The sequence below is a fragment of the Variovorax sp. GW821-FHT09B05 genome, from assembly GCF_059418265.1.
Genome location: NZ_JBWKPN010000003.1, coordinates 261,088 through 279,370, shown reverse-complemented (window position 1 = coordinate 279,370; position 18,283 = coordinate 261,088). Strand labels below are relative to the sequence as shown.

General features: G+C 71.6%; 15 protein-coding genes. 14 read left to right on the top strand and 1 reads right to left on the bottom strand.

Features of this window, described 5'->3' with window-relative positions; all coding sequences use genetic code 11:
- Window positions 1–156: 156 nt before the first annotated feature.
- The gene (locus AC07RM_RS09670) at window positions 157–1,347 is read left to right on the top strand and encodes a nucleoside hydrolase (protein WP_495334311.1); all 1,191 of its coding nucleotides are present in this window, start codon (window positions 157–159) and stop codon (window positions 1,345–1,347) included.
- Between the two features lie 6 nt (window positions 1,348–1,353).
- Here AC07RM_RS09670 and recQ read toward each other — a convergent pair whose 3' ends face one another.
- Complete coding sequence (gene recQ / locus AC07RM_RS09665; protein ID WP_093343842.1) at window positions 1,354–3,228, bottom strand: DNA helicase RecQ; 1,875 nt, start codon at window positions 3,226–3,228, stop codon at window positions 1,354–1,356.
- Window positions 3,229–3,601: 373 nt separating this feature from the next.
- Here recQ and AC07RM_RS09660 point away from each other — a divergent pair, with 373 nt between their 5' ends.
- The 13 genes from AC07RM_RS09660 (at window position 3,602) to AC07RM_RS09600 (ending at window position 18,256) form a co-directional block, all read left to right on the top strand.
- Entirely contained in the window at window positions 3,602–4,564 is a 963-nt protein-coding gene (locus AC07RM_RS09660) for an ABC transporter substrate-binding protein (protein WP_495334310.1), read from the top strand.
- 43 nt (window positions 4,565–4,607) lie between these two features.
- Window positions 4,608–5,483 carry an ABC transporter permease gene (locus AC07RM_RS09655; RefSeq protein ID WP_431510975.1) on the top strand — a complete coding sequence of 292 codons (876 nt, stop codon included), beginning with the start codon at window positions 4,608–4,610 and terminating at the stop codon, window positions 5,481–5,483.
- 5 nt (window positions 5,484–5,488) lie between these two features.
- Window positions 5,489–6,277 (top strand): ABC transporter ATP-binding protein, encoded by a 789-nt coding sequence (locus tag AC07RM_RS09650; RefSeq protein ID WP_208511007.1) that lies wholly within the window; start codon window positions 5,489–5,491, stop codon window positions 6,275–6,277.
- 4 nt (window positions 6,278–6,281) lie between these two features.
- The gene (gene hutC / locus AC07RM_RS09645) at window positions 6,282–7,061 is read left to right on the top strand and encodes a histidine utilization transcriptional repressor HutC (protein WP_495318382.1); all 780 of its coding nucleotides are present in this window, start codon (window positions 6,282–6,284) and stop codon (window positions 7,059–7,061) included.
- Window positions 7,062–7,125: 64 nt separating this feature from the next.
- Window positions 7,126–8,691 (top strand): histidine ammonia-lyase, encoded by a 1,566-nt coding sequence (hutH, locus tag AC07RM_RS09640; RefSeq protein WP_057593441.1) that lies wholly within the window; start codon window positions 7,126–7,128, stop codon window positions 8,689–8,691.
- A gap of 53 nt (window positions 8,692–8,744) precedes the next feature.
- The gene (gene hutU, locus AC07RM_RS09635) at window positions 8,745–10,469 is read left to right on the top strand and encodes a urocanate hydratase (protein ID WP_495334309.1); all 1,725 of its coding nucleotides are present in this window, start codon (window positions 8,745–8,747) and stop codon (window positions 10,467–10,469) included.
- A gap of 2 nt (window positions 10,470–10,471) precedes the next feature.
- Entirely contained in the window at window positions 10,472–11,053 is a 582-nt protein-coding gene (locus AC07RM_RS09630) for a HutD/Ves family protein (RefSeq protein ID WP_495334308.1), read from the top strand.
- 25 nt (window positions 11,054–11,078) lie between these two features.
- Window positions 11,079–12,314, top strand: a complete 1,236-nt coding sequence (gene hutI, locus AC07RM_RS09625; protein WP_495334307.1) for an imidazolonepropionase — start codon at window positions 11,079–11,081, stop codon at window positions 12,312–12,314.
- Window positions 12,311–13,693, top strand: a complete 1,383-nt coding sequence (locus tag AC07RM_RS09620; protein ID WP_495334306.1) for a formimidoylglutamate deiminase — start codon at window positions 12,311–12,313, stop codon at window positions 13,691–13,693. Before hutI ends, AC07RM_RS09620 begins: the two co-directional genes overlap by 4 nt.
- Before the next feature lie 13 nt (window positions 13,694–13,706).
- Window positions 13,707–14,522: an N-formylglutamate deformylase gene (gene hutG / locus AC07RM_RS09615; protein WP_495334305.1), complete on the top strand. Its 816-nt coding sequence runs from the start codon at window positions 13,707–13,709 to the stop codon at window positions 14,520–14,522.
- Between the two features lie 7 nt (window positions 14,523–14,529).
- A complete protein-coding gene (locus AC07RM_RS09610) occupies window positions 14,530–15,918 on the top strand; it encodes an FAD-binding oxidoreductase (protein ID WP_495334304.1) in 1,389 nt (462 codons plus the stop codon).
- Window positions 15,915–17,054: a histidinol-phosphate transaminase gene (locus AC07RM_RS09605; protein ID WP_495334303.1), complete on the top strand. Its 1,140-nt coding sequence runs from the start codon at window positions 15,915–15,917 to the stop codon at window positions 17,052–17,054. The genes AC07RM_RS09610 and AC07RM_RS09605 overlap by 4 nt, the downstream gene beginning before the upstream one ends.
- Window positions 17,051–18,256 carry an MFS transporter gene (locus tag AC07RM_RS09600; protein ID WP_495334302.1) on the top strand — a complete coding sequence of 402 codons (1,206 nt, stop codon included), beginning with the start codon at window positions 17,051–17,053 and terminating at the stop codon, window positions 18,254–18,256. Before AC07RM_RS09605 ends, AC07RM_RS09600 begins: the two co-directional genes overlap by 4 nt.
- The last annotated feature ends 27 nt before the right edge of the window (window positions 18,257–18,283 follow it).

Genomic DNA, 18,283 nt, shown 5'->3' with positions numbered 1-18,283 from the left:
GCCTCGCGGAAAACCCCTAGGTCCCGGCCCTTGCCTGCGCCGTGCCCTCGCGCCCAGAATTCGGCAAACGTTTGCGCAAACGTTTTCGTTCGAGCATCCGTTCGACGGCTTCCCCCTGAAGAGACACCACTATTCCAAGGAGAGAGAGAAATGCAGATGCCCAGAAGACGATGGATCGTGTCGGCCCTGTCGGCCGCGGTGCTCACCGCCTGCGGCGGCGGTGGCAGCAACGGCTTCGCGTTCGTGCCGACCGGCAGCGCGCCGCCGCCCCCACCCCCGCCGCCTCCGCCGCCACCCCCTCCGCCGGCGCGCAAGATCATCATCGACAGCGACTACAACACGATGAGCGACGACGGCCAGCTCGGCGCCATGGCCGCGCAGCTGCAGGCCGAGGGCAAGGTCGACGTGCTGGGCATCAGCGTGGTGTCGGGCAACAAGTGGCTGCGCCAGGGCGTGGCCGAGGCGCTGAAGTCGGTCGAGCGGCTCGGCGTGGGCGAGCGCATCGGCGTCTACGTGGGCGAGAACTACGCGCTGAACCACACCAAGGCGGACATCGACGCCGAGATGAAGGCCGGTGCCGGCGGCGACGGCTACCTGGGCGCCTGGAGCTCGCCCGAGCCCAAGAGCGACGCCGACCTGGTGCCGATCCCCGACGGCTTCGCCACCCACACCAAGGCGCAGGCCAAGGGCGCGGTCGACTTCCTGATCGACGCCATCAAGGCGAACCCGAAGGAGGTCAGCATCCTCGCGATCGGCCCGCTCACGAACATCGCGCTGGCCGTCAAGCGCGCGCCCGAGATCGTGCCGCTGATCAAGGAGATCATCTACATGGGCGGCGCGGTCCACGTGGCCGGCAACACCACCAAGACGGCCGAGTTCAACTGGTGGTTCGATCCCGACGCGGCGCAGTACGTGGTGCGCTTGCCGATCCCGCAGGTGGTGCTGCCGCTGGACGTGACCGACACCGTGCTGATGACCAAGGCCATCTACGACAAGGTCGCGCACCCGGCCACGCCCACGCCGGTCACCGAGGTCTTCCGCAAGGAGTGGTTCGCGGATTCGTTCGAGACCAAGCCGGGCTACACCTCGAACATCTGGGACACGCTGACCATCGCCTACCTGCTCGACCCGAGCTACGCGACCGAGGTCAGCGAGGAGTACGTCGACGTGATCGCCAAGCCCGGCGATCCCGAGAACGGCCGCTCGGTCGGCTATGCCACGCCGCCCGCGGGCGTGCCGCTGCAGAAGATGAAGGTGGTGAAGAAGTTCGACAACGCGCGCTTCTACGACCTCTACGTCGACCTGCTCACGCGGCCGGTGCCGGTGAAGCTGCCCGTCGCGAACTGAGGCCGGCTAGAACGCCGAGCACACCCGCAGCACCTCGCTGCCGTAGGCCTCGAGCTTCTTGGTGCCGATGCCGCTGATGCCCTTCAGGTCCTCGAGCGTGGCCGGTGCCCGCTCGGCGATCGCGGCCAGCGTGGCGTCGTGGAAGATCACGTAGGCCGGCAGGTTGTGCTCGCGCGCCACCTCGGCGCGCCAGGCCTTGAGCGCGTCGAAGCGCGACTGGCCCTGCGCGTCGAGCGTGGCCGCGGCCGGCGAGGGCGCGCCGCGCGCGGTCTTCTCGCGCCGCGCCTTGCCGCCGCGCGCCGTCGGCGAGGAGATCGACTCGCGCAGCGACACCGTGGTCTCGCCGCGCAGCACCGCGCGCGAGCCCTCGGTGAGCTTGAGCGTGTTGTAGGCCTCGGCGTCGACCGCCACCGCGCCGATCGCGATCAGCTGGCGCAGCACGCCGCGCAGCTGCACCTCGCTGAATTCCGCGCCGAGCCCGAAGGTGCTGATGCGCTCGTGGCCGAACTGCTTGACCTTCTCGGTCTCCTTGCCGCGCAGGATGTCCATCACGTGGCCGGCGCCGAAGCTGATGCCGCTTTGCTGCTGCACGCGGTAGACGGTGGACAGCAGCTTGCGCGCCGCGTCGGTGCCGTCCCAGACCTGCGGCGGCGCGATGCAGTTGTCGCAGTTGCCGCAGGGCGTGCTCTGCTCGCCGAAGTAGCCCAAGAGGCGCACGCGCCGGCAGTCGCTGGCCTCGGCCAGCGAGAGCAGCGCGTCGAGCTTGCCGCGCATCACCTGCTTGAATTCCTCGCCGGCCGGGCTCTCGTCGATCATGCGGCGCTGGTTCACCACGTCCTGCAGGCCGTAGGCCATCCAGGCCTGGGCCGGCTCGCCGTCGCGGCCCGCGCGGCCGGTCTCCTGGTAGTAGCCCTCGATGTTCTTGGGCATGTCGAGGTGGGCCACGAAGCGCACGTCGGGCTTGTCGATGCCCATGCCGAAAGCGATGGTGGCGCACATCACGATGCCTTCCTCGCGCAGGAAGCGGTCCTGGTGCGCCTGGCGCACCGAGGCGTCGAGCCCCGCGTGGTAGGGCAGGGCGTTGATGCCCGCGTCGCGCAGCGCCACCGCCACGTCTTCCACGCGCTTGCGCGACTGGCAATAGACCACGCCGGCATCGCCCTCGTGCTCGCGCTCGATGAAGCGCAGCAGCTGCGTGGTGGCTTCCTTCTTCTCGACGATGGTGTAGCGGATGTTCGGCCGGTCGAAGCTCGAGACGAACTGCTGCGCCTGCTCGAGCTGCAGCCGCTCGACGATGTCGGCGCGCGTGAGCGCGTCGGCGGTGGCGGTCAGCGCGATGCGCGGCACGCCCGGGTAGCGCTCGTGCAGCACCGTGAGCGCGCGGTACTCGGGACGGAAGTCGTGGCCCCACTGGCTCACGCAATGCGCCTCGTCGATCGCGAACATCGACAGCTTGCCGCGCGCGGCAAGCGCGTCCATCAGCTCGAGGAAGCGTGGCGTGGTCACGCGCTCGGGGGCGGCGTACAGCAGCGTGACCTCGGCGCGCGCCATGCGGCGCTCGACGTCCTGCGTCTGCTGCCAGTCGAGCGTGGAATTGAGGAAGGCGGCGTCCACGCCGGCCTCGTGCAGCGCGCCGACCTGGTCGTGCATCAGCGCGATCAGCGGCGACACCACCACCGCGATGCCGTGCCCGGCGCGCTGGCGCGCGATCGCGGGGATCTGGTAGCACAGCGACTTGCCGCCGCCGGTGGGCATCAGCACCAGGGCGTCGCCGCCGCCGGTCACGTGGTCGACGATCGGGGCCTGCGGGCCGCGGAAGGCGGCGTAGCCGAAGACCTCGTGCAGGATCTGCGCGGGGTCGGCGGAAGGTGAATTGGACAAGGCGGCGGGCTGGGTGGCGACGGAAGGGGTCGATTGTCGCCGCAGCGCAGCACGCGCGCCGCCGCGGTCGCGGGGCCGGGCGCGACCGCCCGTCGGCCTGGGTGCCAGGCCCGGCTGGCACGCCGTTTGCAAGCGGTCGGCATTCGCCTGAAACGCCTGTATAGACAGCATACTGGTGCATGCGTCGGGCGGTTCGCACCAATACAAGGTGCGCTCCGCGCCGGCTTGCACCGTTCTCGCCGCGGCTTTTTCGGGTTATCCTGTATATACAGGGGTGTTCAGGCGAATGACACTGCGGCCGCGCACCACGGAAAGCTCCGACGGGCGCTGCCAGCCGATTCAATTGACGCTTCACACGAACAGGAGGGCCTCGATGGCCAAGACAGTCGCAAAGATCGCCACGCTGCTGGCAGCCGGTGCATGTATCGCGGGCGCGGCCGGAGGCGCCGCCGCCCAGACCAAGATCACGCTCGGCATGTCGGGCTGGACCGGCTTCGCGCCGCTGTCGCTGGCCGACAAGGCCGGCATCTTCAAGAAGAACGGGCTCGACGTGGAGCTCAAGATGATTCCGCAGAAGGACCGCCACCTGGCGCTGGCCGCGGGCGCGATCCAGTGCGCCGCCACCACCATCGAGACGCACGTGGCCTGGAACGCCAACGGCGTGCCGATCGTGCAGATCTTCCAGATGGACAAGTCCTACGGCGCCGACGGCATCGCGGTGCGCAACGACGTCAAGGGCTTCTCCGACCTCAAGGGCAAGACCGTCGGCGTGAGCGCGCCCGGCACCGCGCCGTACTTCGGCCTGGCCTGGATGCTGTCGAAGAACGGCATGAGCATCAAGGACGTGAAGACCGTCTCGCTCGAGCCCCAGCCGGCCGCGCAGGCCTTCGTCGCGGGCCAGAACGATGCCGCCATGACCTACGAGCCCTACCTGTCGACCGTGCGCGCCAACCCGCAGGCCGGCAAGATCCTCGCGACCACGCTCGACTACCCGATGGTGATGGACACCGTGGGCTGCGCGCCGACCTGGCTCAAGGCCAACGCCAAGGCCGCCCAGGCGCTGACCGACTCCTACTTCGAGGCGCTCGAGATGATCAAGTCCGACCCGGCCAAGTCCAACGAGCTGATGGGCAGCGCGGTCAAGCAGAGCGGCGAGCAGTTCGCCAAGTCCTCGGCCTACCTGCGCTGGCAGGACAAGGCGGCGAACCAGAAGTTCTTCAGCGCCGAGCTGACCCAGTTCATGAAGGAGTCGGTGCCGATCCTGCTGGAGGCCGGCGTGATCCGCAAGGCGCCCGAGGACCTGGCCGCGACCTTCGACGCGAGCTTCATCAAGTAAGCCACCTCGACGCATAACGACGAAGCGCCACGCATCGCCCGCCATGGAAGCGACGACCGTCATCCCCTCCGCGCCAGCCGCTCCCGCGGCGGCCTCCGTTCCCCCCGCCGCCGTGCGCGTGGCCGCCGCGCGGCGCCGCCGCGCGATGGCCCCGCTCGAACCCGTGAGCCCGCGCGCGCGCTGGATGCTCGGTGTCGGCTTCTTCGTGCTGTTCTTCGCCGTCTGGGCCTTCTTCACGCTCGGCGGCTTCGTCTCGCCGACCTTCCTGGCCAGCCCGGTCACGATGCTGCGCGAAGGCTGGCTGCTGTTCACCGAGTACAACTTCATCCAGGACATCGGGATGACGGTGTGGCGCGTGGTCGGCGGCTTCGTGCTGGCCTCGGTCATCGCCGTGCCGCTGGGCATCGCGATGGGCGCCTACAAGCCGATCGAGGCCTTCCTCGAGCCCTTCGTCTCGTTCTGCCGCTACCTGCCGGCCTCGGCCTTCATTCCGCTGCTGATCCTCTGGGCCGGCATCGGCGAGAGCCAGAAGCTGCTGGTGATCTTCATCGGCTCGGTGTTCCAGGTGATCCTGATGGTGGCCGTGACCGTGGGCAGCGCGCGCAAGGACCTGGTGGAGGCCGCCTACACGCTGGGCGCCAGCAGCCGGGGCATCGTGCGCCGCGTGCTGATCCCGGGCGCCGCGCCCGGCATCGCCGAGACCCTGCGCCTGGTGCTGGGCTGGGCCTGGACCTACGTCATCGTGGCCGAGCTCATCGGTTCCTCCTCGGGCATCGGCCACATGATCACCGACAGCCAGGCGCTCCTGAACACCGGCCAGATCATCTTCGGGATCATCGTCATCGGGGTGATCGGCCTCGTGTCCGACTTCGCCTTCAAGGCGGTCAACCGCCGCCTCTTCGCCTGGAGCACGCTGTGAGCGCCATCGTCAAGCCGGCCCAGTTGTCGATCCACGGCGTCTCGCGCACCTTCACCGGCACGCGCGGCCAGCGCACGCAGGCGCTGCTGCCGGTCGACTTCGAGGTGCGCGAGAACGACTTCGTCACCATCCTCGGCCCCTCGGGCTGCGGCAAGTCCACCCTGCTGCGCATCGTCGCGGGGCTCGACTTCCCGACCACCGGCGAGGTGCTGCTCGACGGCCAGCCGATCGAGGGGCCGGGCGCCGACCGCGGCGTGGTGTTCCAGAGCTACACCCTGTTCCCCTGGCTCACGATCGCGCAGAACATCCGCTTCGGCCTGCGCGAGCGCGGCATGAGCGAGGCCGAGCAGAAGGAGCGCAGCGAGTTCTTCATCGCCAAGGTCGGCTTGCGCGGCTTCGAGCATCACTATCCCAAGCAGCTCTCGGGCGGCATGCAGCAGCGCACCGCGATCGCGCGCGCGCTGGCCAACGACCCCAAGATGCTGCTGCTCGACGAGCCCTTCGGCGCGCTCGACAACCAGACCCGCGTGCTGATGCAGGAACTGCTGCTGGGCATCTGGGAGTCGGCGCAGAAGACGGTGCTGTTCGTCACGCACGACATCGACGAGGCCATCTTCATGGCCAACCGCGTGGCCGTGTTCAGCGCCCGGCCCGGCCGCATCAAGACTGAGATCGCGGTCGACTTCCCGCATCCGCGCCACTACACGATCAAGACCTCGCCCGAGTTCATGGAGATCAAGGCCCGGCTGACCGAGGAGATCCGCGCCGAATCGATGGCGGCGGCGGAGCATTGAGACCATGAAGCGCGACCTGCCGTCCTCCGCACCGAACCCCGCCGGCGCGCCCGCGGCCGCGCCGTCGCTCGCGCTCTATGCGCAGGTCAAGGACCACATCTCGCGCAAGATCCAGGACGGCACCTGGCCGCCCGGCCACCGGCTGCCGTCCGAGCACGAGCTGGTGGCGCAGTTCGCCATCTCGCGCATGACCGCCAACCGCGCGCTGCGCGAGCTCTCGGAGCAGGGCCGCATCGTGCGCGTGGCCGGCGTGGGCAGCTTCGTGGCCGAGAACAAGCCGCAGTCCACGCTGCTGCAGATCGCCAACATCGCGAGCGAGATCCGCCAGCGCGGCCACGACTACCACTGCGAGTTCATCGCGCTCGAGCGCATCGCCGCCTCGCCCGACATCGCCGTGTGGCTCGACCTGCGGCCCGGCGAGTCGGTGTTTCACACCGTCTGTCTGCACCTGGAGAACGGCACGCCGGTGCAGATCGAGGACCGCTACGTCAATCCGCGCGCCGTGCCCGAGTTCCTCGACCAGGACTTCTCGGTCGTCTCGCCCGGCGAGTACCTGGTGCGCAACGTGCCCTTCGACCAGATCGAGCACGTGGTCGACGCGGTGCTGCCCACCGCCGAACAGGCCGAGCGCCTCGACATGCCGCCGGCCGACCCCTGCCTGCTGCTGACCCGCCGCACCTGGACCCGCGACCTGCCCGTGACGCTGGTGCGCTGCCTGCACCCGGCCTCGCGCTACCGGCTCGGCAGCCGCTTCCGCGTCGACGGCAACCAGGCCTTCGGCTGAATCCACGCACGCCATTCCGGCCTTCGATTTTTTTCGCACCTACTTGTATATACAGGATCGCACCATGAAGCTTGCTCCCAACGCCGCCACCGAACCGCTCGTGCTCTCGCCCGGCGAGGTCGACCTGCCCGCGCTGCGCCGCATCCATGCGGGCGGCGCGCGGCTCGAGCTCGCCGGCGCCGCGCGCGCCGGCCTGCTGGCCGCCCAGGCCACCGTGCGCCGCATCGTCGAGGCCGGCGAGGTGGTCTACGGCATCAACACCGGCTTCGGCAAGCTCGCGCAGACCATCATCCCGCCCGAGCGCCTGGCCGAGCTGCAGCGCAACCTCGTGCTCTCGCACAGCGTGGGCACCGGCGTGCCGCTGCCCGACGGCGTGGTGCGGCTGGTGCTCGCCACCAAGGCCGTGAGCCTGGCGCGCGGCCATTCGGGCGTGCGGCCCGAGATCGTCGATGCGCTGCTCGCGCTGTTCAACGCCGGCCTGCTGCCGCGCATCCCGAGCAAGGGCTCGGTCGGCGCCTCGGGCGACCTCGCGCCGCTGGCCCACATGGCCTGCGTGCTGATCGGCGAGGGCGAGGTCGGCACGCCCGAGGGCGAGACCATCGGCGGCACCGAGGCCATGCGCCGCATCGGCCTCGCGCCCTTCGTGCTCGGCCCCAAGGAAGGCCTGGCGCTGCTCAACGGCACGCAGGTGTCGACCGCGCTCGCGCTGGCGGGCCTGTTCGGCGCCGAGGACGTGTTCGCGGCCGGCCTGATGGCGGGTGCGCTTTCGCTCGAGGCGATCCAGGGCTCGATCAAGCCCTTCGACGAGCGCATCCACGCTGCGCGCGGCCAGCCGGGCCAGATCGCGGTGGCGGGCGCGGTGCGCGCGCTGCTCGAGGGCAGCGCCATCGTGCCTTCGCATGCCGACTGCGGCCGGGTGCAGGACCCGTACTCGATCCGCTGCGTGCCCCAGGTCATGGGCGCCTGCCTCGACAACCTCGCGCATGCGGCGCGGGTGCTGCGCATCGAGGCCAACGCGGCGTCGGACAACCCGCTGGTCTTCAGCGACACCGGCGACGTGATCTCGGGCGGCAACTTCCACGCCGAGCCCGTGGCCTTCGCGGCCGACATCATCGCGCTGGCGGTGAGCGAGATCGGCGCCATCTCCGAGCGCCGGCTCGCGCTGCTGCTCGACTCGGGCCTCTCGGGCCTGCCGCCCTTCCTGGTGCGCGACGGCGGCGTCAACTCCGGTTTCATGATCGCGCAGGTCACGGCCGCGGCGCTGGCCTCCGAGAACAAGTCGCTGGCCCATCCGGCCAGCGTCGACAGCCTGCCGACCTCGGCCAACCAGGAAGACCACGTGTCGATGGCCACCTTCGCGGGCCGCCGCCTGGCCGAGATGGTCGACAACACCGCGGTGGTGGTCGGCATCGAGGCCATGGGCGCCTGCCAGGGCATCGAGCTCAAGCGCAACGCCGACAGCCCGCGCAGCTCCGCGCTGGTCGAGGCCGAGTTCGCCGCCATCCGCGAGCGCGTGGCCTTCATCGAGCAGGACCGCTTCATGGCGCCCGACGTGGAAGCCATGCGCCTGTGGGCCCGCCGCGGCGACTGGGCCGCGCCGCTGGCCGCCGTGCTGCCGAGCCGCGCCTGAACCTTCCCCCGATTCCTCGTCCGACCTTCCTTGCCATCGAAAGGACTCCCGCCATGAACGCACCCGACAAATTCATCGCCGCCAACGCCGCCGATCCGCGCCACGACCCCACGCGCGTGATCCGCGCCCCGCGCGGCAGCCAGCTGAACTGCAAGAGCTGGCTCACCGAGGCGCCGTTTCGCATGCTGCAGAACAACCTCGACCCCGAGGTGGCCGAGCGGCCGCAGGACCTCGTGGTCTACGGTGGCATCGGCCGCGCCGCGCGCAACTGGGAATGCTTCGACCAGATCCTCGCCTCGCTGAAGGAGCTCGAGGACGACGAGACCCTGCTGATCCAGTCGGGCAAGCCGGTGGGCGTGTTCAAGACGCACGAGAACGCGCCGCGCGTGCTGCTCGCCAACTCGAACCTGGTGCCGCAGTGGGCCAACTGGGAGCACTTCAACGAGCTCGACCGCAAGGGCCTCTTCATGTACGGCCAGATGACGGCCGGCAGCTGGATCTACATCGGCAGCCAGGGCATCGTGCAGGGCACCTTCGAGACCTTCGTCGAGGCCGGCCGGCAGCACTACGGCAACAGCCTCGCGGGCAAGTGGATCCTCACGGCCGGCCTCGGCGGCATGGGCGGCGCGCAGCCGCTCGCGGCCACGCTCGCGGGCGCGGTGTCGCTCAACATCGAATGCCAGCAGTCGAGCATCGACTTCCGCCTGCGCACCCGCTATGTCGACAAGCAGGCGCGCGACATCGACCATGCGTTCGAACTGATCAAGCAGCACTGCGACGCCAAGGAAGCCGTGTCGATCGCGCTGCTCGGCAACGCGGCCGAGATCCTGCCGGAACTGGTGAAGCGCGCGAAGGCCGGCGGTCTCAAGCCCGACCTCGTGACCGACCAGACCTCGGCGCACGACCTGATCAACGGCTACCTGCCCGCGGGCTGGAGCGTGGCGCAATGGCAGGCCGCGATGAAGGACGAGTCGCAGCATGCCGCGCTCAAGAAGGCGGCCGCGCAGTCGTGCGCGGTGCACGTGCAGGCCATGCTCGACTTCCAGGCCATGGGCATCCCGACCGTGGACTACGGCAACAACATCCGCCAGGTGGCCTTCGACGAGGGCGTGAAGAACGCCTTCGACTTCCCGGGCTTCGTGCCGGCCTACATCCGGCCGCTGTTCTGCGAGGGCAAGGGCCCGTTCCGCTGGGTCGCGCTCTCGGGCGATCCGGAGGACATCTACAAGACCGACGCCAAGATCAAGGAGCTGTTCCCCGAGAACACCCACACGCACCGCTGGCTCGACATGGCGCGCGAGCGCATCAGCTTCCAGGGCCTGCCCGCGCGCATCTGCTGGCTCGGCCTGGGCGAGCGCCACAGGGCCGGCCTGGCCTTCAACGAGATGGTGAAGTCGGGCGAGCTCAAGGGCCCGATCGTGATCGGCCGCGACCACCTCGACACCGGCTCGGTCGCCAGCCCCAACCGCGAGACCGAGGCGATGAAGGACGGCACCGATGCCGTGAGCGACTGGCCGCTGCTCAACGCGCTGCTCAACACCGCGGGCGGCGCCACCTGGGTCAGCCTGCACCACGGTGGTGGCGTGGGCATGGGCTACTCGCAGCATTCGGGCGTGGTGATCGTCTGCGACGGCACCGATGCCGCCGCCAAGCGCATCGAGCGCGTGCTGTTCAACGACCCCGCCACCGGCGTGATGCGCCATGCCGACGCGGGCTACGACATCGCCGTGGCCACCGCGAAGAAGCAGGGCCTGAAGCTGCCGATGATCAAGGGCTGAGCATGGCCGGCGGCACGCAGCGCTTCTCGCGCGCCACCTTGCCCGTCACGCCGTGGAAGAACGGCGGCGGCACCACGCAGGAGATCGCCTGCTGGCCGGCCGGCGCCGGGCTCGAGGACTTCGGCTGGCGCGTGAGCATCGCCAGCATCGCGCAGGCCGGACCGTTCTCGCGCTTCGCGGGCATCGACCGCAGCATCATGCTGCTCGAGGGCGACGGCGTGCGGCTGCGCTCGGCCGACGGCGCCATCGACCATCCGCTCGACGCGCCGCACCGGCCCTTCGCCTTCAGCGGCGACACCGCGCTCGACTGCACGCTGCTGGGCGGCGCCTCGAGCGATTTCAACGTGATGACCCGTCGCGGCGCCTGGCGCGCCGAAGTGCGCGTGCTCGACGGCGCCACCGCGCTCGAAGCCGCGCCGCATGGCGTGCTGCTCGCGCTGCGCGGCGGCTGGCGGCTCGATGCCGGCGGCACGGCGTGCCGCGAAGGCGAGGGCCTGTGCTGGTCCGATGCACCGCGCGCCTGGCAGCTCGCGCCCGAGGACGCGACGGCACGCCTCGTGGCCGTGCGCATCGTTCCCGCCTGAGGCCGCAACCCGAGACCACAGACCCATGACCCTTTCCCATCCTTCCGCCGACGGCCTCTGGACCGGCCTGCGCCTCGCGCCGGGCGCCGCGCCCGGCATCGAATCGGACGATGCCGCCCTCGTCGTCGCGCAGGGCACGATCCGCTGGGTCGGCGCACGCGCCGCGCTGCCGGCCGAATACGCCGCATTGCCCGTGCACAACGGCGGCGGCGCGCTGGCCACGCCGGGCCTGGTCGACTGCCACACCCACCTGGTCTACGGCGGCCAGCGCGCCAACGAGTTCGCGATGCGGCTCGCGGGCGCGAGCTACGAGGAGGTTGCGAAGGCCGGCGGCGGCATCGTCTCCTCGGTGCGCGCCACGCGCGAGGCCGACGAGGACACGCTGTTCGCCCAGGCCGCGCCGCGGCTCGAGGCATTGCTGGCCGACGGCGTCTGCGCGATCGAGATCAAGTCGGGCTACGGCCTCGCGCTCGAGCACGAGCGCAAGCAGCTGCGCGTGGCGCGGCGGCTCGGCGAACACTACGGCGTGACGGTGCGCACCACCTTCCTCGGCGCCCATGCGCTGCCGCCCGAATACGCGGGCCGCAGCGGCGAGTACATCGAACTGGTCTGCCGCGAGATGCTGCCGGCGCTCGCGGCCGAGGGGCTGGTCGACGCGGTCGACGTGTTCTGCGAGCGCATTGCCTTCTCGCTCGACGAAACCGAGCGCGTGTTCCAGGCCGCCCGGGCGCTGGGCCTGCCGGTCAAGCTGCATGCCGAGCAGCTCTCGGACATGGGCGGCGCCGCGCTGGCCGCGCGCTACGGCGCGCTGTCCTGCGACCACATCGAGCACCTGTCGGCCGAGGGCATCGAGGCGATGCGCGCGGCCGGCACCGTGGCCGTGCTGCTGCCCGGCGCCTACTACACGCTGCGCGACACCCACCTGCCGCCGATCGAGGCGCTGCGCGCCGCTGGCGTGCCGATGGCGGTCTCGACCGACCACAACCCCGGCACCTCGCCCGCGCTGAGCCTGCTGCTGATGGTCAACATGGCCTGCACCCTGTTCCGCCTCACCGTGCCCGAGGCGCTGGCCGGCGTCACGGTGCATGCGGCGCGCGCGCTCGGCCTCGAGGCCACGCACGGCGCGATCGCCGTGGGCCGGCCCGCGAACTTCGTGCTCTGGTCGGTGCGCGACGCGGCCGAACTCGCCTACTGGTTCGGCCAGCGGCCCGTGCGCACCGTGGTGCGGCAGGGTCGCATCGCCGTGGGAGCGGCGGCATGACGCGCGCGCTGTTCGCGGCCGACGCGCTGCTGCCCACCGGCTGGGCGAAGAACGTGCTGCTGGCCTGGAACGAGGCCGGCCAGCTCGTCGAGGCGAGGGCCGGCGCCGACAAGCCCGCCGCTGCCGACACCGCCAACGGCCCCGTGATCCCCGGCATGCCCAACCTGCACTCGCACGCCTTCCAGCGCGCCTTCGCGGGCCTGACCGAGCACCGCGCCGAGCAGCAGGACAGCTTCTGGAGCTGGCGCACGCTGATGTACCGCTTCGCCGCGCGCCTCGGCCCGCGGCAGATGGAGGACATCGCGACCTGGCTCTATGCCGAGATGCTCGAGGCCGGCTACACCAGCGTCTGCGAGTTCCAGTACGTGCACCACGACGCCGACGGCAAGCCCTATGCCGACGACGCCACGCTGAGCCGCGCGCTGCTGCGCGCCGCCCACAAGACCGGCATCGGCTTCACCCTGCTGCCGGTGCTCTACCAGACCAGCGGCTTCGGCGGCCTGCCGCCCAACGAGGGGCAGCGGCGCTTCATTCGTTCCACCGACTCGATGCTGCGGCTGCTCGAGGCGCTGAAGCCCGCCTGCGACGCGCAGGGCGCGCGGCTCGGCCTCGCGCCGCACTCGCTGCGCGCGGTGCCGCCCGAGGCGTTGCGCGAGGCGCTCGCGGGGCTCGATGCGATCGAGGCCGGCGCGCCGGTCCACATCCACATCGCCGAGCAGACCAAGGAGGTCGACGACTGCATCGCCTGGAGCGGCCAGCGTCCCGTGGCATGGCTGCTCGAGCACGCGCCGGTCGACGCGCGCTGGTGCCTGGTGCATGCCACGCACATGGACGCCGACGAGTACCGGCGCGGTGCGCGCAGCGGCGCGGTCGCCGGCCTCTGCCCGACCACCGAGGCCAACCTCGGCGACGGCCTGTTCGACTTCGCGGCCTGGCGCCAGCACGGCGGCGCCTGGGGCCTGGGCTCCGACAGCCATGCCTGCGTCGATGCGGCCGAGGAGCTGCTGATGCTCGAGTACGGCCAGCGCCTGCGCACGCGCCAGCGCAACGTGGGCGCGACCGCGGCGCAGCCGCACGTGGCGACCGCGTTGACCCTGCAGGCGGTGCAGGGCGGCGCGCAGGCCGCGGGCCGCGCCATCGGCGGCCTCGCGGCAGGCCAGCAGGCCGACTTCGTGGTGCTCGACGCGCAGCAGCTCGCGCTGCAGGGGCTGTCGGCGCCCGACATGCTGTCGGCGCACGTCTTCGCGAGCCACCGCACCCGCGCCATCGACGCCGTGTGGGTGGCGGGCCGCCCGCGCGTCGCCGCCGGGCGCCATGCGCTGCACGCCGAGGCCGCGTCCGCCTTCGTGGCCGCGCGCACCCAACTGCTTCAAGACTGAGGAACCCCACGCCATGACTTTCCCCACCACCGAACCGGCCTTCCGCTTTCGCCAGGGCACGCGCCCGCTGCTGATCTCGATGCCGCACGTGGGCACCCACGTGCCGGGCGCGCTGCTCGCGCGCTTCACCGAGGAGGCGCGCCATGTGCCCGATACCGACTGGCACCTCGAGCAGCTCTACGACTTCGCCGACGCACTCGGCGCCTCGGTGCTGGTGGCCACGCACTCCCGCTACGTGATCGACCTCAACCGTCCGCCCGACGGCGCCAGCCTCTACCCGGGCCAGAGCGTCACCGGCCTGTGCCCGGTCGACACCTTCGACGACACGCCGCTGTACGCCGCGGGCGACGTGCCCGGCGAGGCCGAGATCGCCGCGCGCCGCGAGGCGATCTGGCAGCCCTACCACGCGCAGCTCGCGGCCGAGCTGGCCCGGCTCCAGGCCGCGCACGGCACCATCGCGCTGTGGGACGCGCACTCGATCCGCTCGGTGCTGCCGCGCTTCTTCGAAGGCAAGCTGCCCGACCTCAACCTCGGCACCGCCGACGGCAGGAGCTGCGACCCCGCGCTCGCCGCCACGCTGCTGGGCATCGCGAGCTCGAACCCCGGCTACACCGGCGTGCTCAACGGCCGCTTCAAGGGCGGCCACATCACGCGCCAGTACGGCAACCCCGCGGGGGGCGTGCACGCGGTGCAGCTCGAGATGACGCAGTCGAGCTACATGCAGGAGGCACTGCCCTTCGCCTACCTGCCCCAGGTGGCGGCCGGTGTGCAGCCGCAGGTGCGCCGCATGCTCGAGGCGGTGCTCGATTTCGTCGAAGGCCGCAGGTGAGCCGGCAATGAGCGAGGAGGCCTTTCTCGCCGCGCTCGGCGAGGCGCTGGGCGCCGGCCAGGTGCTGCGCGGCGAGGCCATCGCCGAGCGCCACCGCAGCGACTGGAGCGGCGTGGCACCGGTGCTGCCGCTGGCGCTGGTTCGGCCGCGCGACACGCGCGAGGTGTCGGCCGTGCTGCGCCTGTGCAGCGAGCACCGCGTGCCCGTGGTGCCGCAGGGCGGGCTCACCGGGCTGGCCGGCGCGGCGGTGCCGCGCGCGGATGCGATCGCGTTGTCGCTCGAGCGCATGAACGCCATCGAGTCGCTCGATGCCGCCGCCGGCACGCTGACCGTGCAGGCAGGCGCCACCCTGCAGTCGGTGCAGGAGGCGGCGGCCGCGCAGGGCCTGCTGTTCGGCGTGGACTTCGGCGCGCGCGGTTCGTGCCAGATCGGCGGCGCGCTGTCGACCAACGCGGGCGGCAACGGCGTGCTGCAGTTCGGGATGATGCGCGAGCAGGCGCTGGGCCTGGAGGTGGTGCTGGCCGACGGCCGCGTGCTGCCGATGCTGCGGCCCATGCTCAAGAACAACACCGGCTACGACCTCAAGCAGTTCTTCATCGGCGCCGAGGGCACGCTGGGCGTGATCACGCGTGCGCTGCTGCGGCTGCATCCGGCGCCGCGCGCCAAGGCCACCGCGCTGGTCGCGCTGCCGGACTTCGAGGCCGCGCTGGTGCTGTTGCGCCGCCTCGGCGCGCGCTTTCCGGGCGCGCTCGCGGCCTTCGAGCTGATGTGGCGCGACTTCGTGCAGACCTCGCTGCGCTGGCAGCAGCTGCGCGAGCCCTTCGACGCGGCGCATCCGCTGGTGGCGCTGGTCGACGTGACCGGCGAGGACGAGGCCGCGCTGCGCGAGGCGCTCGAGGCGGCGCTGGCCGGCGCGATGGAGGAGGGCGCGGCGGTCGATGCCGCCATCGCCCAGTCGCAATCGCAGGCGCGCGCCTTCTGGAAGATCCGCGAGGCCACGGCCGAGCTGCCGGTGCACATGCATCCGCCGATCAACCTCGACGTGAGCCTGCCGATGGCCAGCATCGGCCGCTTCGCCGACGACTGCCGCGCGGCGCTCGATGCGCGCTGGCCCGGGCACCATTCGCTGTTCTTCGGCCACGTGGGCGACAGCAACCTGCACGTGACCACCGACGGCCAGGCCATCGGCGGCGAGGCCGAGGCCTTCGAGCGCATGGTCTACGCGCAGGTCGAGGCCCGCGGCGGCAGCATCTCGGCCGAGCACGGCATCGGCCTGCACAAGAAGCCCTACCTGGGCGCGAGCCGCAGCCCCGACGAACTGGCCGCGATGCGCGCCATCAAGCAGGCGCTCGATCCCCTCCACCTGCTCAACCCCGGCAAGGTATTCGACCTGTGAACACGACCGCCATCCATGCCCTCGCGCGGCCCGAAGTCGCGCCGCTGCCGGCCTACAACGCCGGCCTGTCCTCGGAGGCCGTGCGCGCGCGCTACGGCGTCGACGAGATCGCGCGGCTCGCGAGCAACGAGAACCCCTACGGCGCGAGTCCCGCGGTGGCGCGCGCGCTGGTCGACCTGGCGGCGCGCGCGGGCACCTACCCCGATGCCCATTGCACCGCGCTGCGCGCCGCGATCGCCGAACGCTGCGGCGCGCAGCCCGCGGAACTGGTGATCGGCAACGGCTCGGAGGACATCCTCCAGATGCTGTGCCAGGCCTTCCTGGGCCCCGGCGACCGCGTGCTCACGCAGCGCCCGGCCTTCGGTCTGCACGAGATCTATCCGCGCATGATGGGCGCGCAGGTCGAGCTGCTGGCGCTCACGCCCGAACTGGGCTTCGACATCGAGGCCTGGTGCGCGGCGCTCGCGCGCGGCCCCAAGCTGGTGATGCTGGCCAATCCCTCGAACCCGGTCGGCTGCATGTTCGACGCGCGGGACTTCGAGCGCCTGCTGGCCGCCGTGCCCGCGGGCACGCTGCTGGTGGTCGACGAGGCCTACTACGAATACGCGCGGCTCGCGAGCGGCTACCCCGACGTGCTCGCGCGGCTGCGCGGCGAAGCGGTGGCCTTCCCGTGGATCGTGCTGCGCACCTTCTCCAAGGCCTGGGGCCTGGCCGGCCTGCGCGTGGGCTACGGCATCGCGTCCGACGCGGCGCTGGTGCAGCTGCTCGACCGCGTGCGCACGCCCTTCAACGTGAACCTCGCGGCGCAGGCCGCGGCGCTCGCGGCCTGGGGCGACGAGGCCTGCATGCAGGCGGCCGTGGAACAAACGGTGCGGCTGCGCGACGCGCTGGCCGCACAGTTGCGCGCGCGCGATTGGCCGGGGCTGCGCATCGCGCCCTCGGCGGCCAACTTCCTGTTCATCGACCTGGGCCGGCCGAACGGGCCGGTCAACGAGGCGCTGCTGGCGCGCGGCATCATCGTCAAGCCGTGGAAGGAGCCGGGCTTCGAGCGCTTCATCCGCGTCTCGGTCGGCGCGCCGCACGAGCTCGAGCGTTTCGTCGCGGCGATGGACGCGATCATGTCGAAGGTGCCATGAGGCTCTTTCGCGGCTGGGGCGTCGTCGCGGCGGCCCATGTGCTGCTGGCGCTGGTGTTCGGCGCCGCCTATTCCTTCGGCGCCTTCTTCGCCGGCATCCAGGCCAGCTTCGGCGCCGGCCGCTTCCCGGTCGCCTCGCTGTTCTCGGCCACGGCGCTGCTCTATTACATCGTCGGCGCCTTCTCGGGCGCGCTGGCCGACCGCTTCCCGCTGCGCGCGGTGGTCGGCACCGGCATCGTGCTGCTCGCGGCCGGCTTCGCGCTGGCCAGCCTGGCGCCGTCGCTGGCCGTGCTGTTCGCGCTGTTCGGCCTGTTCGTCGGCTTCGGCGTCGGGCTGGTCTACGTGCCGGCGGTGGCCGCGGTGCAGCGCTGGTTCGTGCGCCGGCGCAGCCGGGCCTCGGGGCTGGCGCTGGCCGGCACCGGTCTCGGCACCTTCGTCGGCCCGGTGACGGCCGGCGCGCTGCAGCAGCACCTGTCGTGGCAGGCCACGATGCAGCTGTTCGCGCTCGGCATCCTGCTGCTCGGCGGCGTGGCGGCCCGGGCGATCCGGGCCCGGCCGCAGGAGCTCGGCCTGCTGCCCGATGGCGACCGGGTGTCCGCGTCGGCGGGCGCGCCCGCCGAGACCGGCCTGCGCTGGCGCGAGGCGGTGCACGGCGCCTGCTTCTGGTGGTACTTCGCGGCCATCGGCTGGGGCTCGATCGGGCTGTTCGTCGCGCTGGTCCACGTGGCGCCGGCGGCGCAGGGGCTGGGCATCGGCGCGGCCGACGCCACCTTGCTGATCGGACTGATCGGCGTGGGCAACGTCGGCGGCCGGCTGGTGCTCGGCGGGCTCGGCGACCGGCTCGGCGCGCGCCGGCTGCTCTCGCTGCTCACGCTGGCGCTGGCCGTGCTGCACCTGCTGTGGTGGGCGGCCGGCGGCTTCGCTGCGCTGGCGCTGTTCGCGCTGCTGTTCGGCGCGGCCAACGGCGGCTGCATCGCGCTCTACCCGGCGCTGGCGGCGCGCTGGTACGGCACGCGCGCGCTGGGCGCCATCCTCGGCACGCTCTACATCGCGGTCGGCGTGGCCGCATCGATCGGCGCCAGCGCGGCCGGCCTGCTGTTCGACCTGCGCGGCAGCTACGACCTGGCCATCGCCGCCAGCGGCCTGCTGGCGCTGCTGTCGGTCGGCTGCCTGGCGCGCGCGGCCCGGTACGCGCCGGCCTGAAGTCCCGAAGACCGCTTCGGCGGTGCG